Below are 17,821 nucleotides of genomic sequence, written 5' to 3' on the forward strand. Positions count from 1 at the left end.
ACCAATTAACAGATTGCTGCACATGTTTTAGGATTTAATACCATGAGTCAAAAAATTGCCATAACGGGAATGGGCATCATTTCCTCCATCGGTAACAATGTGGAGGAAAATTTTATTTCATTGCAATCCGGAAAACATGGAATTTCAGATATCGAATTGTTTGAAACCCGTCATGCCGGAGCCATTAAAACAGGTGAAATAAAATTATCTAATGAAGAACTTGTACAACAGCTTCAGCTTAATGAAGACAATAATGTAACAAGAACTTCTTTATTGGGAATGATCGCTGCGAAAGAAGCTGTAGAAAGTGCAGGAATTTCAGATATCAATGGTTACAGAACCGGACTGATCTCTTCTACCAGTGTAGGAGGAATGGATATCACTGAAAAATATTTCTACTCTTACGAAGACTTTCCTGAAAAGCAAAAATATATTGACGCTCATGATGCCGGAAATTCCTCATTGGCTATTGCCGGTTATCTGGGATTAAAGGGCATGGTTTCTACCATCAGTACAGCCTGTTCATCAGCAGCCAATGCCATTATGATGGGAGCTAAACTGATTAAAAACGGAGTTTTGGATCGTGTGATTGTCGGAGGAACAGATTCTCTTTCAAAATTTACTTTGAATGGTTTCAATACGCTGATGATTCTTACGGATTCTTACAATACTCCTTTTGACAACGACAGAAAAGGGCTGAATCTTGGGGAAGCTGCGGCTTTCTTAGTCCTTGAATCTGAAGAAATGGTCAAAAAAGAAAACAAAAAGGTTCTCGCTTATCTTTCCGGTTATGGAAATGCTAATGATGCACACCATCAGACGGCATCTTCAGAAAACGGACAAGGAGCATTTTTGGCCATGCAGCAAGCTCTGAAAATCTCCGGATTAGATAAAGAAAATATAGATTACATCAATGTTCACGGAACAGCAACTCCTAATAATGATTTATCAGAAGGAATTGCCATGATCAGAATCTTCGGTGAAAATCAGGTACCTGAATTCAGCTCTACAAAAGCATTTACAGGACATACTCTGGCAGCAGCAGCAGGAATTGAAGCCGTATTTTCAATTCTAGCCATGCAAAACAGCATGATCTTTCCTAACCTGAATTTTAAAACAAAAATGGAAGAGTTTGATCTTACTCCTGTGACTAAACTGAAAGAGAAAAACATTGATAATGTACTTTCTAACTCATTTGGATTTGGAGGAAACTGTTCAACTTTAATTTTCTCAAAATCATGAGTACAGTATACATCAACAGTGCATCCTGTATCTCTGTTCAGGACACTTTAAACGAAAATATTCTTCAGAACCTTACTCCTGGAAATTCTTCAAACATCATTAAAGCGATAGAACCTAATTACAAAGAGTTCATTCCGCCTGCAATGATCAGGAGAATGTCTAAAACGGTTAAAATGAGTTCTGTAGCATCAAATTATGCATTGAAGGAAGCCGGTATTGAAAAGCCTGATGCCATCATTGTAGGAACCGGAATGGGCTGCTCCCAGGATTCTGAAAAGTTTCTGAAAAACGTGATTGACAATCACGAAGAATTTCTTACGCCTACCTTTTTTATACAATCTACCCATAATACGGTAGCCGGACAAATTGCTCTGGGGTTACAATGTCATGCCTATAATTTCACGTATGTAAATACTTCTTCTTCACTGGAGTTTTCATTACTGGATGCCCAGCTTCAGATCAACGACGGAGAAGCAGAAAATGTTCTGGTAGGTTCTACAGACGAACAGACAGACAGAACCATGGAACTTTATTGCCTGAATAATACCATCAAAAAAGAAGCAGATCTTCCCATTGATTATTTAAACTCTACGACTAGTGGAGTGATTTGGGGTGAAGGTGCCAGCTTTTTCGTTGTAGGAAAAAATAAGACCGAAAACTCTTACGCCAAGCTTAAGAATATCCAAATCAGTAACACGCTTGAATTGAATGAAGTAAAGGATTTTATCCAGAATTTCTTAGTTCAAAACGATCTTTCAAATAATGATATTGATGTGCTTATTTTAGGGTTCAGTGGAGATGCAAAGTCAGATATGTATTATACAGAAGCCATGAATCTGTTTCCGGATTCAGCACAGCTGTATTACAAACATTTGAGTGGAGAATTCAATACTGCGAGTGGTTTTTCAACTTTTATAGCCTGTCATATCCTTAAGGAACAGCAGATCCCGGAAATTATGATGATTAATGCTGAGAAAAAAGAAAATGTGAAGAATATCCTTCTTTACAATCATCTGGGAGGTGATGATCACAGTCTGGTATTACTGGAAAAGGCATAATTATTGAAATTGAAAATTATGCGGTCTATTTGTCATTCAGAGCACAGACCAAAGGTCTGCGAACAAGGTTCTGAAGTGGAGCGTGGAATCTAAATTAGTTTAGACTCCTACGTAGTGACAAAATACAGCAGAGGTTTCCAATTAATCAACAATATAAAAAAGTAGTCAGCAATGAAACACTATCCTTTCATCCTCTTCTATCTTTTCTGTAACGCTTTTATTTATGCGTTTCACGGAAGTTTTTGGGTGTATCTGTTTTGTTTTTTTGCTTTTTCTGCAATTGTAGTTTGGGGTTCTTTTGATATTGAACTGGGATATTTTGTCAACAGCCTTACTCATAAACGCACCAGAATTAAAGAAGTAGCTCTTACTTTTGATGACGGGCCTACCGAGTTTACCCCGAAATTTTTAGACTTACTTAAGGAACATCAGGTAAAAGCCACCTTTTTCTGTATCGGGAAACAGATCGAAAAATATCCGGAAACGTTTCAGAGAATTATTGCTGAAGGCCATACTATTGGAAATCATACCTTAACACATTCCAATTCTACAGGATTTTTATCTACTTCAAAAATGATTGAGGAAATTGAAAAATGTGATGCAATCATGAAGAACGTTGGAAATATCAGCACCCATCTCTACAGGCCACCTTTCGGAGTGACGAATCCCAATATTGCGAAAGCGATTAAAAGAACACATAAAAAAAGTATCGGATGGAATGTCCGCTCCTTAGACACCATCATTGATGATGAAAAGAAAATCTATACCAGAGTTACCAAAGACTTGAAAAAAGGGAGCATTATCCTGCTTCATGATACCTCGGAAAAGACTTATCGTGTTCTGATAGATTTATTAGTATTTTTGAAGGATAAAAAATATTCAACCTTTACTGTTGATACAGTGATAAATTCAAATAGAAATGATTAAAAATATTGCTTTCGGAGCATTTTTACTGGTTTCCGGTTTCTTTTTTGCACAAAATACGGCAATGTCAGGAACTGAAGCTAAAGCATTTGTATCGAAGGTTTCTTCAGAGACAAAAGAGATCAAAACATTACAAAGTGATTTTACCCAGACCAAAAAAATGGATTTTCTGGATAAAAGTATTGTTACCTATGGAAAAATGTCATTACAGACTCCCAATATGCTGAGCTGGAAGTATACTAAACCTTATCAGTACAGTATTGTTTTTAAAAGCAATAAGATCTACATCAATGATCAGGGGAAAAAATCTTCTGTAGATGCCAAGAGCAAAACGTTTGAAAAAATTAATAAACTGATTGTAGGAAGCTCAAACGGAACGATGTTTAATGATCCGGAGTTTACTGTAACTTATTTTAAGAACGGAAATTACAATGTAGCAAAGTTTATTCCTAAGACTTCGCAGCTGTTGAAATACATCAAGCAGATTGAGCTGTATTTCCCTAAGAACCAGTCGACAGTTTCCCAGGTGAATATGACGGAGGCTTCCGGAGATACTACGAATATTGTTTTCAAAAATACAAAGATCAATGCTTCCATTCCTGCGTCAGAGTTTTCTTTATAGTCTGATTCTAATCCTGGTTGTTTCCTGTAAGACGTATCAGTTAACAGAAGCAAAACCTGTCTCTTCTTCTGAAAAGATGGTTGAAAATTTATACTTTTCTTCCACCGAAGATTATGTATATAAATGCCAGATGGACATTTATAAAAACCATGTGAGCGGAATTCTGATCATTAAGAAATTGAATGAAACAACCCATCGTGTTGCTTTAACATCAGATTTTGGAAATAAATTGATTGATTTTGAGGTTTCTGATGAGAATTTTAAACTGAATTATGTACTTCCTGATCTGGATAAAAAAATCGTGATCAATTTCCTGAAGAATGATTTTCAGCAGCTTCTGAAAAAACAATATCCGGTAAGCGAAAGTTTTGAGAATGAAAATGCGAAAATTTATCTTTCTAAAATTGAGAATAAAAGGTATTACTTATTCTTCAGTAAAGAAAACAATTTATTGAAACAGATCATTTACACGAAAAATAACAAGGAAAAAATCAATTTTACTTTTGATGCAAAAAAGCATATCTTCGCGGATAGCTTAAATCTACAGCACAAAGACTTTAAGATCAATATAAAACTAGTTCAAATAACCGAAACAGAATAAGTTCCAACAGGAAAAATTGTACAATATTTGAGTTCTTTTCAGATCAGATTGTATTGTACATTTAATCTTAAAAAATAAGATCATGCAAACCATTCTTACAGACTTTTACACATTAACCTCATACGATAAGACAGAAGACGGAAAGTTTACTGCTCATATCAACCTTAATAAAGACCACGAGATTTTTAAAGGACATTTTCCTGGAAATCCGGTAACTCCCGGTGTTTGTATGATGCAAATTATTAAGGAACTGACTGAGGAATTTACAGGTTCAAAGTTATTTCTGAAAACAGCTTCCAATGTAAAGTTCATGGCGATTATCAATCCTTTTGAAACACCTGATCTGGTACTTCAACTGGATATTGCTGAAAATGAAGAAGATGTTAAAGTAAAAAACACGACTTCTTTTGGCGAGACTATTGCATTGAAATTGTCTGTAAGCTATAAAAAATTACCATCATGAAACTAATCTTATCATTCTTTGCAGCATTTGCTTTTTTCTTTCAGTCTGATCTTGAAGCATTGAGAAACAGCTATGCTAAAGCCAATGAATCTAATACTAATACACAAAACTTCATTGAAACAGCGGACAAACAATCCGGTTCTGATGCAGTCACTGTAGGATACAAGGCAGCAGCAAAGATTATGGAAGCAAAAATTGCTAAAAGTAACAGAAAATCACTGGTAAAAACAGGAGCTACAAGCCTTGAAGCTGTTATCAAAAACAATCCTAATAATGCGGAATTACGTCTGATCAGAATGAGCGTTCAGGAAAATATTCCGAAAATTGTAGGATACCGTGGAAGTTTGAAGGATGATAAAGCTTTCCTGTTGAACAATTACAGCAAACAGAATACAGCATTAAAAGGCTATATCAAAAGGTTTGCAATGCAATCCAAAACCATTACAGAGGCCGAAAGAGCCACTTTAAAATAAAAAAATGTCCCTTGCTGAAGTTCAAAATGCAATTTCTGAAAAGAAGATATGCATTTTAATACCTACCTACAATAATGAAAAAACCCTGAAGAGGGTTATTGACGGCGTTCTCGACTACACCGAAAATATTATTGTGGTTAATGATGGTTCCACAGATTCTACGGTACAGATTCTTTCTCAATATCCTCAGATTACGGTTATTTCCCTTCCAGAGAACAAAGGAAAAGGAAATGGTCTTAAAACAGGTTTCAGAGCAGCTAAGAAGTCAGGCTATGATTACGCCATCACGATTGATTCGGATGGGCAGCATTATCCGGATGATATTCCTGTGTTTGTAGAAGCTCTTCTTGAGGAAAAAGAGGAAGTTCTTCTGATCGGGAACAGAAATATGTCTCAGGATGGTATTCCTAAGAAAAGCAGCTTCGGAAACCGTTTTTCCAATTTCTGGTTCTGGTTTGAAACCGGTATCAGGCTGGAAGATACACAGTCCGGTTACAGGCTTTATCCTTTGCATAAAATTCCAAAAAAATACTTTACTCCAAAGTTTGAATTCGAAATCGAAATTATTGTAAGAACTGCATGGAGGCATGTTCCGGTAAAGAATGTTCCGATCAAGGTTTTATATGATCCTGCAGAGCGGGTTTCGCATTTCAGACCCTTCAAAGATTTCACCAGAATCAGTATTCTGAATACGATTTTGGTGACGATTACCCTGCTTTACATTATTCCGAGAAATTTCGTGAATAATTTCAAAAAAAAAAGCTTTAAAAGATTCATACAGGAAGATGTCTTAGAAAGTGACGGGAGCAACCGTACAAAAGCATTTTCTATAGCGCTGGGAGTGTTTATAGGACTTTCACCTTTCTGGGGATTTCAGACTCTTTTGGTAATCAGTTTATCTGTACTTTTTAAACTTAATAAAGTACTTGCATTTGTAGCGTCCAATGTGAGTCTTCCTCCTTTTATTCCTTTTATTATAGCGGCTTCCCTGTTTCTGGGTGCCCCTTTTGTAAGTGGTGACAGTGATCTATTAAGTCAGGATTTAAATTTTGAATTGATTAAAAACAACCTGCTGCAATATGTTATTGGCAGTTTTATATTAAGTACTACCCTTTCTGCTCTTTCAGGAATAACTGCTTTTTTATTTTTGAATAAAGTAAGCCCGGAAAATAATTAAAAAAGCCCGGAACAATGTTCCAGGCTTATCAAAATTGAATATATATTTTCAACTATTTCAAAATAAATTGGGTAAGGTCTTTCAAAAACTGTTCATCCACGTTCCCTTTTGTTTCATAATCTTTTGGAGACGGTTTTCCGGTGCCGGAAATAAATAAGTGACTTAATGCAGGATAAAACTTAAATACGGCTGTCTTATCATTTTTCAATGTTTCTTTCCAAAGGTTAAAGTCTTTCTCAGTTACCTGATAATCTCTTCCCCCTTGTGCAAAAAACATGGGAGCTTTTACTTTTTTAACCTCATTAAGCTGATTGTAATCCTTTATATATTTCCAATAGGGTGCAGATTGTCCCAAAGGAAGCTCTGACGAGGGTGAACTTAGCTTAAATTTAGATGAATTTAAAAATGCTACTTGCTTTTTTACTTCCTGAACCGCCTCTGCAGGAACTTTAGTTGGATCTATAGCATGAAGATAATCATACTGTTCCACTAATAAATCCTGTAATGGTCTTGCATTTCCAGCCATAAAAACATATTTTGAAACCTGAGCCTTTTCTGCAATTTTTGGCATCATATACGCTCCCTGGCTATGCCCAAGAATGATAATCTGATATCCTTTGTAATCAGCATTATTTTTAAAATAAAGAGCTGCGTTTACAGCATCATTGATGGTTTCCTGTTCTACAGTAGATTTTTCATTAAATGTTTCAGGATAGGAATAGGTTCTTTTATCATATCGGTAAGAAGCAATTCCGTTGGCTAAAAGATATTCTGCAATATCTTTAAACGGCTTATTTTCCCCAATGGTTTCGTCTCTGTCATGTGCTCCTGATCCATGAACGAAAATAACCAGTTTCTTTTTATTGTTGGAAGGAGGAAGCAATAAAGTTCCATTCAGTTCAAATCCATCACTTTTTATTTTAAGTGTGGTTTTCTCATCGGGTTTTTCAAATGTTTTATGCGGAACTAAAAAGAAACCCAGCATTTTATTATTTTCTCCGAAAGTAATTTGAATATCAAGTTTTGTTTTTTCAAATTCGGAATAGTAATAATAGGTGTTTCCTTCATTATTTACTTCAAGGATATTTTTCAATCCTCCAACCTGGCTCTGAAGCTGGTCCGGTATAGCTTTAAGCTGATCTACCGGAATTTGTCCTGCCACGGAAGAATCAAAATAAGAGTGTGCTTTTTCCGCATTTTTATCTACTAGCAAAGCTTTAATGAAAGTATTTCCGATCTCTTTTCTATCCTGAGAAAAGAATAAAATAGCAGATACGGAAAAGAATAGGGTTAAAAGTTTTTTCATAATCAATTATTTATAAACCACATCAGCGAATGATAATGGCGTCATCATTATGGTGACAAATATCGCAATAATTACCAGAGCTAACTGTGTGATATGGTAGGTTTTTTCTTTTTCATCGTCTTTGATTTCAAAAGTAAATTTTATTTTATCAGGTCTTCTGATGATCAGCCAAATAAACACAAGAACAGCGAGATTCATAAGTACAGGAAACACAAGAAAGATTTTGCTTCCATAATTGTCTTTCATACTTCCGTAACCGTGAATAGTGATGGTGTCTGGTATTGAACTGTAAACGGTACACAAATACACAGAATAACAGATGATAATGACAAAAGGAATGCAGAAAAGCAGTTTTATATATTTAGGGATCATTTCAGTTTCTTTAAAGTTTTCTTCAGGTATTTTTCAACATTTTTTCTGTCCGGAACTGTTGTAATTTCTTTCGTCAATGCTTTTTCAAACTCCATTTTTGCCTTTGAATATTCTTTTTTGCTAAAATAATATTTTCCCGACTGATAATAGACCAGCCAAAAATCAGGGTTCATGGCTTGGTAGGATGGAATTATATCATCTGTCAACAGCATCTTTTTGTCATCAGCTGCCTCATTGATTTCTTTGCCCAACATTTTAGACTGTTCATAATGCTCAAACTCTTCAGAATCAGCAAACGGATCTCTCGCAATATTCAATCCTGTTTTTGCCTGTAAACTTTGCGACAACTGCTTCCCGGAAAAAATCTCATTCAGATCATAACATACAAATTCTCCCAGCTGATACGGATTAGAAGAAACCCAAACCAGCTTTTTCTGAGGCGAAAATATAACGGCATGGTGAGCCAATAGCTGATTAAGTGCTTTTTCATTTCCATAACCTATATTTTTATCTTTCAATCCGGATCTATTTCTTAAAATAGAAGCCATCTTTTCCGGAGTGATCTTTTTTTCTTCCTGCAAAAGCTCCTGAAGTTTTTCATAACGATATTCGGAATGGCTTTCTTCAATCTGTGTCTGATTTCTTTTGTCATCTTTGTAAGCTTCAGACTGGAAATGATTGGTACAAAGAACTCTGCTGGTATTCTGCACTCTGTATACTCCGAAATTCTTAGGTGAAACTTCAATAATGACTGCATTTTTATCTGCCGCACTTCCCACAAGAATGGACTCTGAAACGAAAACTTTTCTTTTTTGGGCAATGGCAATAGCTTCTTCTATATTTTTTGCATATTGCAGAATCTCTCTTGTAACAAGGGAAATCGGAGTCTTTGCCGTTAAAGGAATTTTTGATTTTCCAGCGTTAATGGTCACTGTAATTCCTTCTTTATTCATTCCGGAAACCACACCAATCATTCCCGGCCAGCTTACCGACATGTAGGGAATGCCTTCTTCGGGTTGCACAAATTCTACCAATTTATTTTTAGCAAAATCATCTCCCACATAAAAATCGAAATTTCTTCCAATCAACAAGTCTCCATCTTCAGTATTTTCATTCCATACAGCAAGAGATGTACAGCCCACCATAGCAAGATCCTGCATAGCGTGTCCTATATCATGCGCTCCGTGCAGGTAAAGATTTCTTAAATATTTGGGTGCAATAAAATCATACTGATTGGATGAATATTGTGACAAGCCAAATAATTCTGCCTGATAATCTTCTCTTACGTTGAGGTACATTTTTCTGTTATACCATTTTAAAAAGCCTCTTAACAGCCTTTGTCTGAATTTTGAGGGCACAAACCCTTCCACTTTTGAAAAGAAAATACCTTCCTGTTTCTGCATTAAGCTTTGAGTCAATGCTCCGTTATTATATCCAAGCTGCAAAGGATTTCCTTTGATATAAAGTTCCCAGAGCTGCTGTCTATTTTTGGTAAGATAATTCTGATTGTAGCTGAATGTACTGTCATTGATCTGGTTTACTTTCGGAACTTCCAGAGCATATTGTTTTACCTCGGGAATATGTTTGATGGACTTTGAGATTCCGCAAGATGTGAGTAAAACACAAAAAGTGAAATAAAGAAAAATTCTTTTGTAAGATGAATAAATGGTTTTAGTTTTTTTCACTTTAGTTTTTATTAATCATTTGGTTCAGCCGCATATCTATCGTTTCTTTTCCGATAATTTCAGCACAGGTATTAAAAGCTCCGATAGTAACGCCTAAGATCCCATGCATATTCACGGATTGTCCGGTCAGAAAAAGATTGTCAATTTTGGTACGGGGAGAAACCATCGTTTTAAGGGGATTCTCCGAGCTTTTCATGTATCCATACATATTTCCTTCACAATTCCCGATATAGTCCCGATAAGACAAAGGAGAGGAAGTATAGAGTGTTTCAATGGCATGCCTTACATTTGGAATTTTCTTTTCCAGAGCGTCAAGCATTTTTTCTGTTTTTTCAAGCTTAAATCTTTCATAAGAATTTCCTCTTTCATGCTCATCAGCAACAGTATTGAAGGTATTTTCCCATTCTTTAACCTCATCAAAATCCATATAAGATATCACCGTCAGACTTTCTGCGAATTCAGGATGACGTTTCGATGGTGTGGAAGAAAGCATATACGTTTCCGGCCATGATTCTTTCCGGTATTGGAATGCGTTCCAAACCTGTTCTTCAGAGGAGTAATGATATCTGTTATAATTAAAATTCGGAAGACAGTGAGGTTTTAAAACAAGGTAAATACTAAAGCATGATGAAACCGGCTTCCAGCTTAAAACCCTGTTCAGAAAAGATTTCTTAAGTCTTTCTTCACCAATAAGCTTAATAGTGGAACGGATTTCTATATTTGAAATAAATTGTTTTGCCGTGTATTCTTTTCCTGTTTTTGTTTTGACAGAGGTCAGTATATTATTTTCATTAAAAACAAATTCTGAAACTTCCGAATGCTTGTGTACTTCGGCTCCATATTCCCGAAGTTTTCTGATCAGAAGTTTAGAGATCTGACTTCCTCCTTTCACACATTTGTAAGCACTTTGGATATAAGAATTTACCGTCAAAGCATGTACATAAAAGGGAACATTCTCAGAATCTCCGGCATATAAAAAGTTAGAACCCAGTAAAACCGACTGAAGTCTTTTATTCTGGGTAACAGATTCGATGAATCTTTTGGTATTAAGGTGCAGGATTTCTTCGTTGTAGTTGTCTTTTCCTACCACATGATATCTGGGAAACTGGCTGCATACATACTGAATTTCTTCACAATAGTTTTCAAGATTTTCTTTTTCTTCGGGGAAGTATTTGGAAAGCTGTTCTACAAAATTCTGATAGCCTTGTGCATGTGGATATTCTATTTCATCATCTCCAAAGCTAATCCTGTCATAGCCGTCTTCATCCATTATTTGAAGTTCAAGATCATCCATGATTTCAAGATAGGAAAAGAACTGGTTCAGATTCTGCCCTTTGGATAAGCCTCCCAGATAATGCACTCCGGTATCAAAAATAAGTTTATCTCTTGAAAAGGTCTGCAGATTTCCTCCATATTGGTTATTTTTCTCCAGAACGCATACTTTCAGACCTTCTTTCGCCAAAATAAGAGCTGAAACAAGACCTCCCAATCCGCTGCCGATTACAAGTATGTCGTATTCTTTCTTCAAAAGAGAATGTGCTTTTAATAATTAAGAAACAGGGAATTTAAGATATTTAAAGATTACTTTGGTACAGTAAACAAAGAAATTTTATTTGGAAAATACTATTTAATGATCTTAATTCTTAGTACATCTTAATGGTTTTTAGTTTTTCGTTTGTTTTTACGGGATAAAAATAGAAAAATTAATCAACATCATCCCAAAAATCAAAATAATTAAACCATTGAAGGGGATATTTTTTCACCATGGTTTCCAGATTCTGAACATATGACTGTAAAAGCCCCTGTGAATCACGGTTTTTGATATTCTGAGCCACTCTTGCATACAAGTGGTAATGAAGATTATTTTCCTTCATCACATACACATAGACTACGGGAACTCCCAATCTTGAGGCAATCAAAAACGGGCCAGCCGGAAACTTTGCGCTCTTTCCCAATAAGTCTGCTTCCAGATATTTGGATCCTTCAAAATAACGGTCTCCGGTAAAGCAGATCAGCTCATTCTCTGACAAAGCTTTGTTAATTTCAAAGATATGCGACATATCTTCTTTTACATAGATGAACTTGATATTACTTTCTTTTATGGCAACGCTCTCCAGGTATTCTTTAATTACGGTAACTTCCTGATCTGTGGTTACGAGATTGATCTGACAGTCGAAATCAATATCGGCAAAAAAATGCTCTGCAATTTCAAAATTACCGATATGAGCGCTGATCAGTACACCTCCTTTTTTAGCGGCTAAAAGATTTCTGAGGTTTTCAATACCGTCAAACTCATAGGTGTATTTTTCTCTAAGTCCGGCAGAAATAGCTGTTTTATCGATCAGAACTTTTCCGAAGGTAAAATAACTTTTAAATATGGAGGTTTTGGATTTCCAGTATCCATAGTTCAGTCTTTTCTGAAAATAATAAAGAATGTATTGGTTGCTTTTCTTCTGAAACAGTGAATAATATGCTGCTACAAAATACAGCACACCATATGAACTTCTGATCCCGATATTTCTAATACACCAGACGAATATTCTGTATCCGAGTACTGTTCCTTTAGATTTACCTTTCCACTTGTTCATATCTAGAATTTAATATAACAGAGAGCCAATGTAATAATACCTTTTTGAAGTGTCCGTTACCGGATCACTGTGATATTGTTACATTGGCACATTTTATAGAATAAAGATTTACTCAATAACTAAGCGTTTTTTTCAGCAATCTTATTTTCAATCGTTGTATAGAAATCATCAAATGTTACCATTTTTTTGAAATCTGCTTCTCCTAATTTCACCCCGAAATTGGATTCAATCACGACTACCATGTCGATATAATCTAAGCTGTCTAGGCCCAGTGTATTTTTAAGGTTGGCATCGTTACTGATTTCGTCTCCGTCTACCTCGAATTCGTTGACAAGAAAATCATTAACAATAGCAACAATTTTTTCCCTTTCCATGTTTTTAATCAAATTTTTTAACTATTAATGCAGAATTGGTTCCCCCAAACCCAAAAGAATTCGACAAAAATACATCAATTTTTTGATTTTTTGTTTTTGCCACTAAATTTATCTTTTGTGCTTCATTATCAGGGTTTTCCAGATTAATATTCGGAGCAACAAAATTATTCTGCATCATCAGAATGGAGTAGATAACTTCACTTGCACCTGCCATCCAGCACTCATGTCCCGTCATAGATTTGGTAGAACTTACCGGAACTTCACTCCCGAAGATCTCATAAATGGCTTTTGCCTCATTGGCATCCCCAATTGGAGTAGACGTTGCATGAGCATTGATATAATCGATGTCTGAAGCTTTTAATCCTGATTGTTTTAACGCTCTGTCCATTGCTAAAGCCGGCCCGTCCACATTGGGTGTTGAAATATGACCTCCGTTTGAAGAGAAACCATACCCAATAATTTCGGCAATAATCGGAGCACCTCTTCTTTGGGCAGATTCTAAGCTTTCAACAATCAGGCTGGCTGCTCCGCCACTGGGAATCAGTCCGTCTCTTTCTGCATCGAAAGGTCTGGATGCTTTCGCAGGCTCATCTTCTCTGGCTGAGAATACTCCCAATCCATCAAAACTCGCCATGGAATATTTGTTGGTTTCCTGAGCACCACCACAGATAATCATATCCTGAAATCCGTTTTTGATCATCATATAAGCCAGTCCCAAAGAATGGGAACCGCTTGCACATGCTGCACTGATGGTAAGATTAATTCCTTTCAGTTTAAAAATGGTTGAAAGGTTCATCGTTACCGTTGAGTTCATTGATTTAAAGATCGCTCCCGATCCCATCAATGTAGTATCTTTCTTTTCCCTTGCAATATCGATAGATTCTACGACTGCCTGGGAAACACTGTCATTTCCGTATAAGATCCCCACTTCATGAGCATCTAAGAATTCTTCGTCCAGATTCGCCTGTTTTAAAGCATCCATAGTAGCAAGATAAGCATATTCGCTTTCTTCTCCCATGCTGACACGCTGGCGTCTGTTTAAAAGATTTTTCAGATCAGGTTTCGGAACTACTCCTGTAAGGCCGGACCTGAAACCAAATTCTTTTCTGTCCTGATCTAAAACAATACCGGATTTTCCTTGATATAGGGATTCCCTGACCTCTTCTAAAGACGTCCCGATGCAGGAATAAATTCCCATTCCGGTAATTACAACCCTATTTTCCATGTTATGAATAAATTCCTCCGTTAATATTAATCACTTCTCCTGTAATGTAGGAAGATTTTCTAGATGCTAAAAATGCTACAAGATCCGCCACTTCTTCTGCTTCTCCGAATCTGTTGGCAGGAATCATTGCTTTCAGTTCTTCTTCATTGAATTCCTGAGTCATATCTGTTTTGATGAAACCAGGGGCTACTGCATTTACGGTAACATTTCTTTTGGCAACTTCCTGAGCAAGGGCTTTTGTAGCTCCTACTAAAGCTCCTTTTGCTGCAGAATAATTCGTTTGACCAGCTGTTCCTTTTACTCCCGATACAGAAACCATATTGATGATTCTTCCGTATTTGTTACGAAGCAGCTTTTGAATAAAGAAATTGGTCACATTGAAGAATCCGTCCAGACTTGTATTGATTACACTGTTCCAGTCTTCCTTTTGCATCCACATAAAAAGACCGTCTCTTGTGATTCCGGCATTATTGACGATCACTTCTACCACGGCATCAGGGTTTTTCTCCTGCCACTCCGTTAAAACAGCTTGTGTTTCTTCGGTGTTTCCTACATCAAATTTAAGGATTTCTCCGGTAGCACCCAATTCTTCCACTTTAGCCAATGTTTCTTTGGCTGCCGTTTCATTTGAAGCGTAGTTGATAAGGATGTGATAGTTTTTCTCTTCAGCCAGTTTTATACAGATTGCTCTCCCGATTCCTCTGGAGCCTCCTGTTACAATTGCACATTTCATGCGTTAGTGTTTATATCGTTTTTAGTTTTTTTAAGTTGATGTTGGAAGCCTTTTTTTAAAAGACAATTGATGGCAACCAATAGTTACATTCCTTTCAGATATTTCTTTACTTCCTCCAGATACGGATACATGACCATATCGTCTGAGAAAGCAGGAATAATTTTTCTGATTTCGTCATACAGTTCTTTTGTAGAGGATGAAACCTTATCCTGGAATCCAAGATATTCAACCGCCTGAATGATGGTAATAGCTTCAATAGCCAATACCTCAAAGGCATTTTCAATGACTTTTCTGCAGATTACAGCAGCATTTGTTCCCATACTAACGATATCCTGATTATCATTATTGTTTGGAATACTGTGAACATACATAGAGTTTGACAGCATCTGGCTTTCTGCAGTAGTAGAAGTTGCTGTAAACTGTACCCCCTGCATCCCGAAATTGAAACCTAATTTACCTAAATTGACAAAAGGAGGTAAAATTTCGTTGATTTTAGCATTCAGAAGATAGTTTAGCTGTCTTTCTGCAAGCATGGTAAGTTTGGTAACTACAATTTTAAGTTTGTCCATTTCCAGAGATATATAATCTCCGTGGAAGTTTCCTCCGTGATACACATGCTGGTCTTCAACGTTGATAATTGGGTTATCATTCGCAGAATTGATCTCATTTTCAAGAACTTTTTCTGTGTATTCCAACGTATCCAGTACCGGACCTAAAATCTGAGGAACACATCTTAAAGAATAATATTCCTGAACTTTTTCCTTGAATACTTTTTCCTGTTCTTCAAAATGGGTATAAAGATGTTCTTCTCTTTTTCTGATCAGTTTACTGTCTGCCAGGTGAGCACGCATTCTTTCTGCCACTTTCTGCTGACCGTAATGTTTCTTAGTTCCGTTCAATGCTGCTGATAAATGATCATCATAAGCCTGTACAATTTCATTGATTGCACAAGAAAGTCTAAGGGAAATATCTGTAAGCTGATTCGCTTTATAGGCGTTTACGATACCGATTCCTGACATCACAGAAGTTCCGTTCATCAAAGCAAGACCTTCACGGATCTCAACTTTTATCGGTTCTAAACCTTCAGTTTCAAAAACCTCTTTGGTAGATTTTCTTTCTCCTTTATAAAATACTTCTCCTTCTCCAATTAATACCAAAGCCAGGTGAGCCAGCTGAACAAGGTCACCACTTGCTCCTACTCCTCCATGTTCAAAGATCAGTGGAGTAATATCTCTGTTGATCAGCTCCTGAAGAAGATAAATAACAGACTGGTGCACTCCTGAATTCCCTAATGATAAGGTATTCAATCTTGCCAGCATACATGCTTTTACTTCTTCTGCAGGTAAAGGATTCCCGATTCCTGAAGAGTGGCTTCTGATCAGGTTATACTGAAGTTGGTGTGTATCTTCATCACTGATTTTAAACTGAGCCATAGGCCCAAAACCAGTGTTGACACCATATATTACTTTATTTTTTGAAAATTCTTTTAAAAACTGAAAACTTTTATCCACTCTCGATAAAAGTGATTCATCCAGTTCTATTTTTTCATTCTCAATGATAATTTTTTGAAAGTCTTTCAGTTCTAAAAAGTTATTTATTTTCATCAATTAAAAGTAATAGTTGATAATTTTGTAAAATATTAATTATTTGTCACTAATTTTGCGGCAAAGATAAAAGTTATTATTAAAATAAAAAATCAAAGATGAGCAAAGAATTTGTTGACGTTCTTGTAATCGGAGCCGGACCCTCCGGATGCGTGTCTTCTTCGTACCTGAAGAACAATAACGTCAGCGTAAAAGTAGTCGAAAAGACAAAATTCCCCAGACTCGTAGTGGGTGAAAGCTTAATTCCAAGGGTAATGGACCACTTTGAGGAGGCCGGACTTTTCCCTGCATTAGACAAAATGGGCTTTGAAAAAAAGCTTGGAGCTCGTTTTCTTCGTGGTGAGGAAGTTTGCATTTTTGATTTCAGCAACAAATTCGGGGAAGGCTGGGACTGGACCTGGCAGGTTCCAAGAGCTGATTTTGATAATACTCTTGCTCAGGAAGTAATGAATAAGGGGATTGATCTTGAATTTGAAACTGAGGTTATAGACATCAAATTTGACGGAACAGATTCCATAACTACGGTAAGAAACAAGGATGGAGCAACAAAAGAGATTCATGCTAAGTTTGTGATCGATTCCAGTGGCTACGGAAGAGTACTGCCTCGTCTTCTTGATTTGGAGAAACCTTCAAAATTATCACCTCACTCTGCTATTTTCTCTCATGTAAATGATATCAACAGAGAACCCGGAGAAGAAGGAACTTTGATTTCTTTTGACATTATTGAAACAGAAGTATGGCTTTGGGTAATTCCTTTTTCCAACGGAAACACAAGTTTAGGAATCGTAGGTCCTACTGAATATATCGACAAATTATCTGAAAACGGAGATACAACAGAAGCTTTGAGAAAAGCCATTTCTCTTTCTGATTATTATGTAAAACGTTTTGGCGATGTAGAATTTCTTTTTGAACCAAGACATCTTAAAGATTATTCCTGTTCAGTAAAAAGTTTATTCGGAGACGGATTTGCTTTAACAGGTAATGCTTCTGAATTCCTTGATCCTGTTTTCTCTTCGGGAATGGCTTTTGCCACAGAATCCGGAATGCTGGCCGCAAAACTGGCGTTAAGACAGTTGAAAGGAGAAAAAATTGACTGGCAGAAAGAGTACACAGATTATATTTTATACGGAGTAGATGTTTTCACAACGTATGTAAAAGAATGGTATACCGGAAATCTTCAGGAATTATTCTTCCATCAACCGGAAAATCCGGATGTAAAGAAAAAGATCTGTGCTGTTTTAGCAGGCTATGTCTGGAATAAAGACAATCCTTTTGTAAGAAAGCACGATACAGTAATTAAAAACCTTGCCAACCTGATCAAGCTGGAAAAACAGGAACAGCAAAATCAAGCATAAAAAAACGGTCTGAAAATTC

The 17,821-nt window shown here is 36.4% G+C and carries 18 protein-coding genes; 9 read left to right on the top strand and 9 right to left on the bottom strand.

Features of this window, described 5'->3' with window-relative positions; translation table 11 throughout:
• The first annotated feature begins 42 nt into the window (after positions 1-42).
• The 8 genes from BUE84_RS21485 (at position 43) to BUE84_RS21520 (ending at position 6,560) form a co-directional block, all read left to right on the top strand.
• The gene (locus BUE84_RS21485; RefSeq protein WP_079243432.1) at positions 43-1,242 is read left to right on the top strand and encodes a beta-ketoacyl-[acyl-carrier-protein] synthase family protein; all 1,200 of its coding nucleotides are present in this window, start codon (positions 43-45) and stop codon (positions 1,240-1,242) included.
• Complete coding sequence (locus tag BUE84_RS21490; protein WP_079243433.1) at positions 1,239-2,300, top strand: beta-ketoacyl synthase N-terminal-like domain-containing protein; 1,062 nt, start codon at positions 1,239-1,241, stop codon at positions 2,298-2,300. The genes BUE84_RS21485 and BUE84_RS21490 overlap by 4 nt, the downstream gene beginning before the upstream one ends.
• Positions 2,301-2,471: 171 nt before the next feature.
• Positions 2,472-3,227, top strand: coding sequence for a polysaccharide deacetylase family protein (locus tag BUE84_RS21495; RefSeq protein ID WP_079243434.1), 756 nt, complete (start codon positions 2,472-2,474; stop codon positions 3,225-3,227).
• The gene (locus BUE84_RS21500; protein WP_079243435.1) at positions 3,220-3,846 is read left to right on the top strand and encodes a LolA family protein; all 627 of its coding nucleotides are present in this window, start codon (positions 3,220-3,222) and stop codon (positions 3,844-3,846) included. The genes BUE84_RS21495 and BUE84_RS21500 overlap by 8 nt, the downstream gene beginning before the upstream one ends.
• Positions 3,812-4,447, top strand: coding sequence for a hypothetical protein (locus BUE84_RS21505; RefSeq protein ID WP_079243436.1), 636 nt, complete (start codon positions 3,812-3,814; stop codon positions 4,445-4,447). The genes BUE84_RS21500 and BUE84_RS21505 overlap by 35 nt, the downstream gene beginning before the upstream one ends.
• Positions 4,448-4,529: 82 nt before the next feature.
• Entirely contained in the window at positions 4,530-4,910 is a 381-nt protein-coding gene (locus BUE84_RS21510) for a 3-hydroxyacyl-ACP dehydratase (protein ID WP_079243437.1), read from the top strand.
• Complete coding sequence (locus BUE84_RS21515; protein WP_079243438.1) at positions 4,907-5,383, top strand: hypothetical protein; 477 nt, start codon at positions 4,907-4,909, stop codon at positions 5,381-5,383. Before BUE84_RS21510 ends, BUE84_RS21515 begins: the two co-directional genes overlap by 4 nt.
• A 4-nt stretch (positions 5,384-5,387) precedes the next feature.
• Positions 5,388-6,560: a DUF2062 domain-containing protein gene (locus tag BUE84_RS21520; RefSeq protein WP_079243439.1), complete on the top strand. Its 1,173-nt coding sequence runs from the start codon at positions 5,388-5,390 to the stop codon at positions 6,558-6,560.
• Positions 6,561-6,612: 52 nt separating this feature from the next.
• Here the strand turns inward: BUE84_RS21520 and BUE84_RS21525 are convergent, their stop codons facing one another.
• From BUE84_RS21525 to hutH, 9 genes are all read right to left on the bottom strand, one after another.
• A complete protein-coding gene (locus BUE84_RS21525) occupies positions 6,613-7,866 on the bottom strand; it encodes a DUF3887 domain-containing protein (protein WP_238594308.1) in 1,254 nt (417 codons plus the stop codon).
• Between the two features lie 6 nt (positions 7,867-7,872).
• Entirely contained in the window at positions 7,873-8,238 is a 366-nt protein-coding gene (locus BUE84_RS21530; RefSeq protein ID WP_079243441.1) for a hypothetical protein, read from the bottom strand.
• On the bottom strand, positions 8,235-9,923 hold the full coding sequence (locus tag BUE84_RS21535; protein WP_238594309.1) for a C45 family autoproteolytic acyltransferase/hydolase: 1,689 nt from the start codon (positions 9,921-9,923) through the stop codon (positions 8,235-8,237). The genes BUE84_RS21530 and BUE84_RS21535 overlap by 4 nt, the downstream gene beginning before the upstream one ends.
• 1 nt (position 9,924) lies before the next feature.
• A complete protein-coding gene (locus BUE84_RS21540) occupies positions 9,925-11,451 on the bottom strand; it encodes a phytoene desaturase family protein (RefSeq protein ID WP_079243442.1) in 1,527 nt (508 codons plus the stop codon).
• 175 nt (positions 11,452-11,626) lie between these two features.
• On the bottom strand, positions 11,627-12,511 hold the full coding sequence (locus tag BUE84_RS21545) for a lipid A biosynthesis acyltransferase (protein ID WP_079243443.1): 885 nt from the start codon (positions 12,509-12,511) through the stop codon (positions 11,627-11,629).
• A 119-nt stretch (positions 12,512-12,630) separates the two neighbouring features.
• The gene (locus BUE84_RS21550) at positions 12,631-12,885 is read right to left on the bottom strand and encodes an acyl carrier protein (RefSeq protein ID WP_047377388.1); all 255 of its coding nucleotides are present in this window, start codon (positions 12,883-12,885) and stop codon (positions 12,631-12,633) included.
• Positions 12,886-12,889: 4 nt separating this feature from the next.
• The gene (locus BUE84_RS21555; protein ID WP_079243444.1) at positions 12,890-14,110 is read right to left on the bottom strand and encodes a beta-ketoacyl-[acyl-carrier-protein] synthase family protein; all 1,221 of its coding nucleotides are present in this window, start codon (positions 14,108-14,110) and stop codon (positions 12,890-12,892) included.
• Between the two features lies 1 nt (position 14,111).
• Complete coding sequence (fabG, locus tag BUE84_RS21560) at positions 14,112-14,843, bottom strand: 3-oxoacyl-ACP reductase FabG (RefSeq protein ID WP_079243445.1); 732 nt, start codon at positions 14,841-14,843, stop codon at positions 14,112-14,114.
• A gap of 83 nt (positions 14,844-14,926) precedes the next feature.
• On the bottom strand, positions 14,927-16,447 hold the full coding sequence (gene hutH, locus BUE84_RS21565) for a histidine ammonia-lyase (RefSeq protein ID WP_079243446.1): 1,521 nt from the start codon (positions 16,445-16,447) through the stop codon (positions 14,927-14,929).
• Positions 16,448-16,545: 98 nt separating this feature from the next.
• Between hutH and BUE84_RS21570 the strand changes: the two genes are divergently transcribed.
• Positions 16,546-17,802, top strand: coding sequence for an NAD(P)/FAD-dependent oxidoreductase (locus BUE84_RS21570; protein ID WP_079243447.1), 1,257 nt, complete (start codon positions 16,546-16,548; stop codon positions 17,800-17,802).
• Positions 17,803-17,821: the final 19 nt, after the last annotated feature.

This window comes from Chryseobacterium indologenes, from assembly GCF_002025665.1.
GTDB lineage: Bacteria > Bacteroidota > Bacteroidia > Flavobacteriales > Weeksellaceae > Chryseobacterium > Chryseobacterium metallicongregator.

Coding starts and splice junctions, on each gene's coding strand:
- BUE84_RS21485 (WP_079243432.1), top strand. CDS start 43: ATGAGTCAAAAAATTGCCATAACGGGAATGGGCATCATTTCCTCCATC.
- BUE84_RS21490 (WP_079243433.1), top strand. CDS start 1,239: ATGAGTACAGTATACATCAACAGTGCATCCTGTATCTCTGTTCAGGAC.
- BUE84_RS21495 (WP_079243434.1), top strand. CDS start 2,472: ATGAAACACTATCCTTTCATCCTCTTCTATCTTTTCTGTAACGCTTTT.
- BUE84_RS21500 (WP_079243435.1), top strand. CDS start 3,220: ATGATTAAAAATATTGCTTTCGGAGCATTTTTACTGGTTTCCGGTTTC.
- BUE84_RS21505 (WP_079243436.1), top strand. CDS start 3,812: ATGCTTCCATTCCTGCGTCAGAGTTTTCTTTATAGTCTGATTCTAATC.
- BUE84_RS21510 (WP_079243437.1), top strand. CDS start 4,530: ATGCAAACCATTCTTACAGACTTTTACACATTAACCTCATACGATAAG.
- BUE84_RS21515 (WP_079243438.1), top strand. CDS start 4,907: ATGAAACTAATCTTATCATTCTTTGCAGCATTTGCTTTTTTCTTTCAG.
- BUE84_RS21520 (WP_079243439.1), top strand. CDS start 5,388: ATGTCCCTTGCTGAAGTTCAAAATGCAATTTCTGAAAAGAAGATATGC.
- BUE84_RS21525 (WP_238594308.1), bottom strand. CDS start 7,866: ATGAAAAAACTTTTAACCCTATTCTTTTCCGTATCTGCTATTTTATTC.
- BUE84_RS21530 (WP_079243441.1), bottom strand. CDS start 8,238: ATGATCCCTAAATATATAAAACTGCTTTTCTGCATTCCTTTTGTCATT.
- BUE84_RS21545 (WP_079243443.1), bottom strand. CDS start 12,511: ATGAACAAGTGGAAAGGTAAATCTAAAGGAACAGTACTCGGATACAGA.
- BUE84_RS21550 (WP_047377388.1), bottom strand. CDS start 12,885: ATGGAAAGGGAAAAAATTGTTGCTATTGTTAATGATTTTCTTGTCAAC.
- BUE84_RS21555 (WP_079243444.1), bottom strand. CDS start 14,110: ATGGAAAATAGGGTTGTAATTACCGGAATGGGAATTTATTCCTGCATC.
- fabG (WP_079243445.1), bottom strand. CDS start 14,843: ATGAAATGTGCAATTGTAACAGGAGGCTCCAGAGGAATCGGGAGAGCA.
- hutH (WP_079243446.1), bottom strand. CDS start 16,447: ATGAAAATAAATAACTTTTTAGAACTGAAAGACTTTCAAAAAATTATC.
- BUE84_RS21570 (WP_079243447.1), top strand. CDS start 16,546: ATGAGCAAAGAATTTGTTGACGTTCTTGTAATCGGAGCCGGACCCTCC.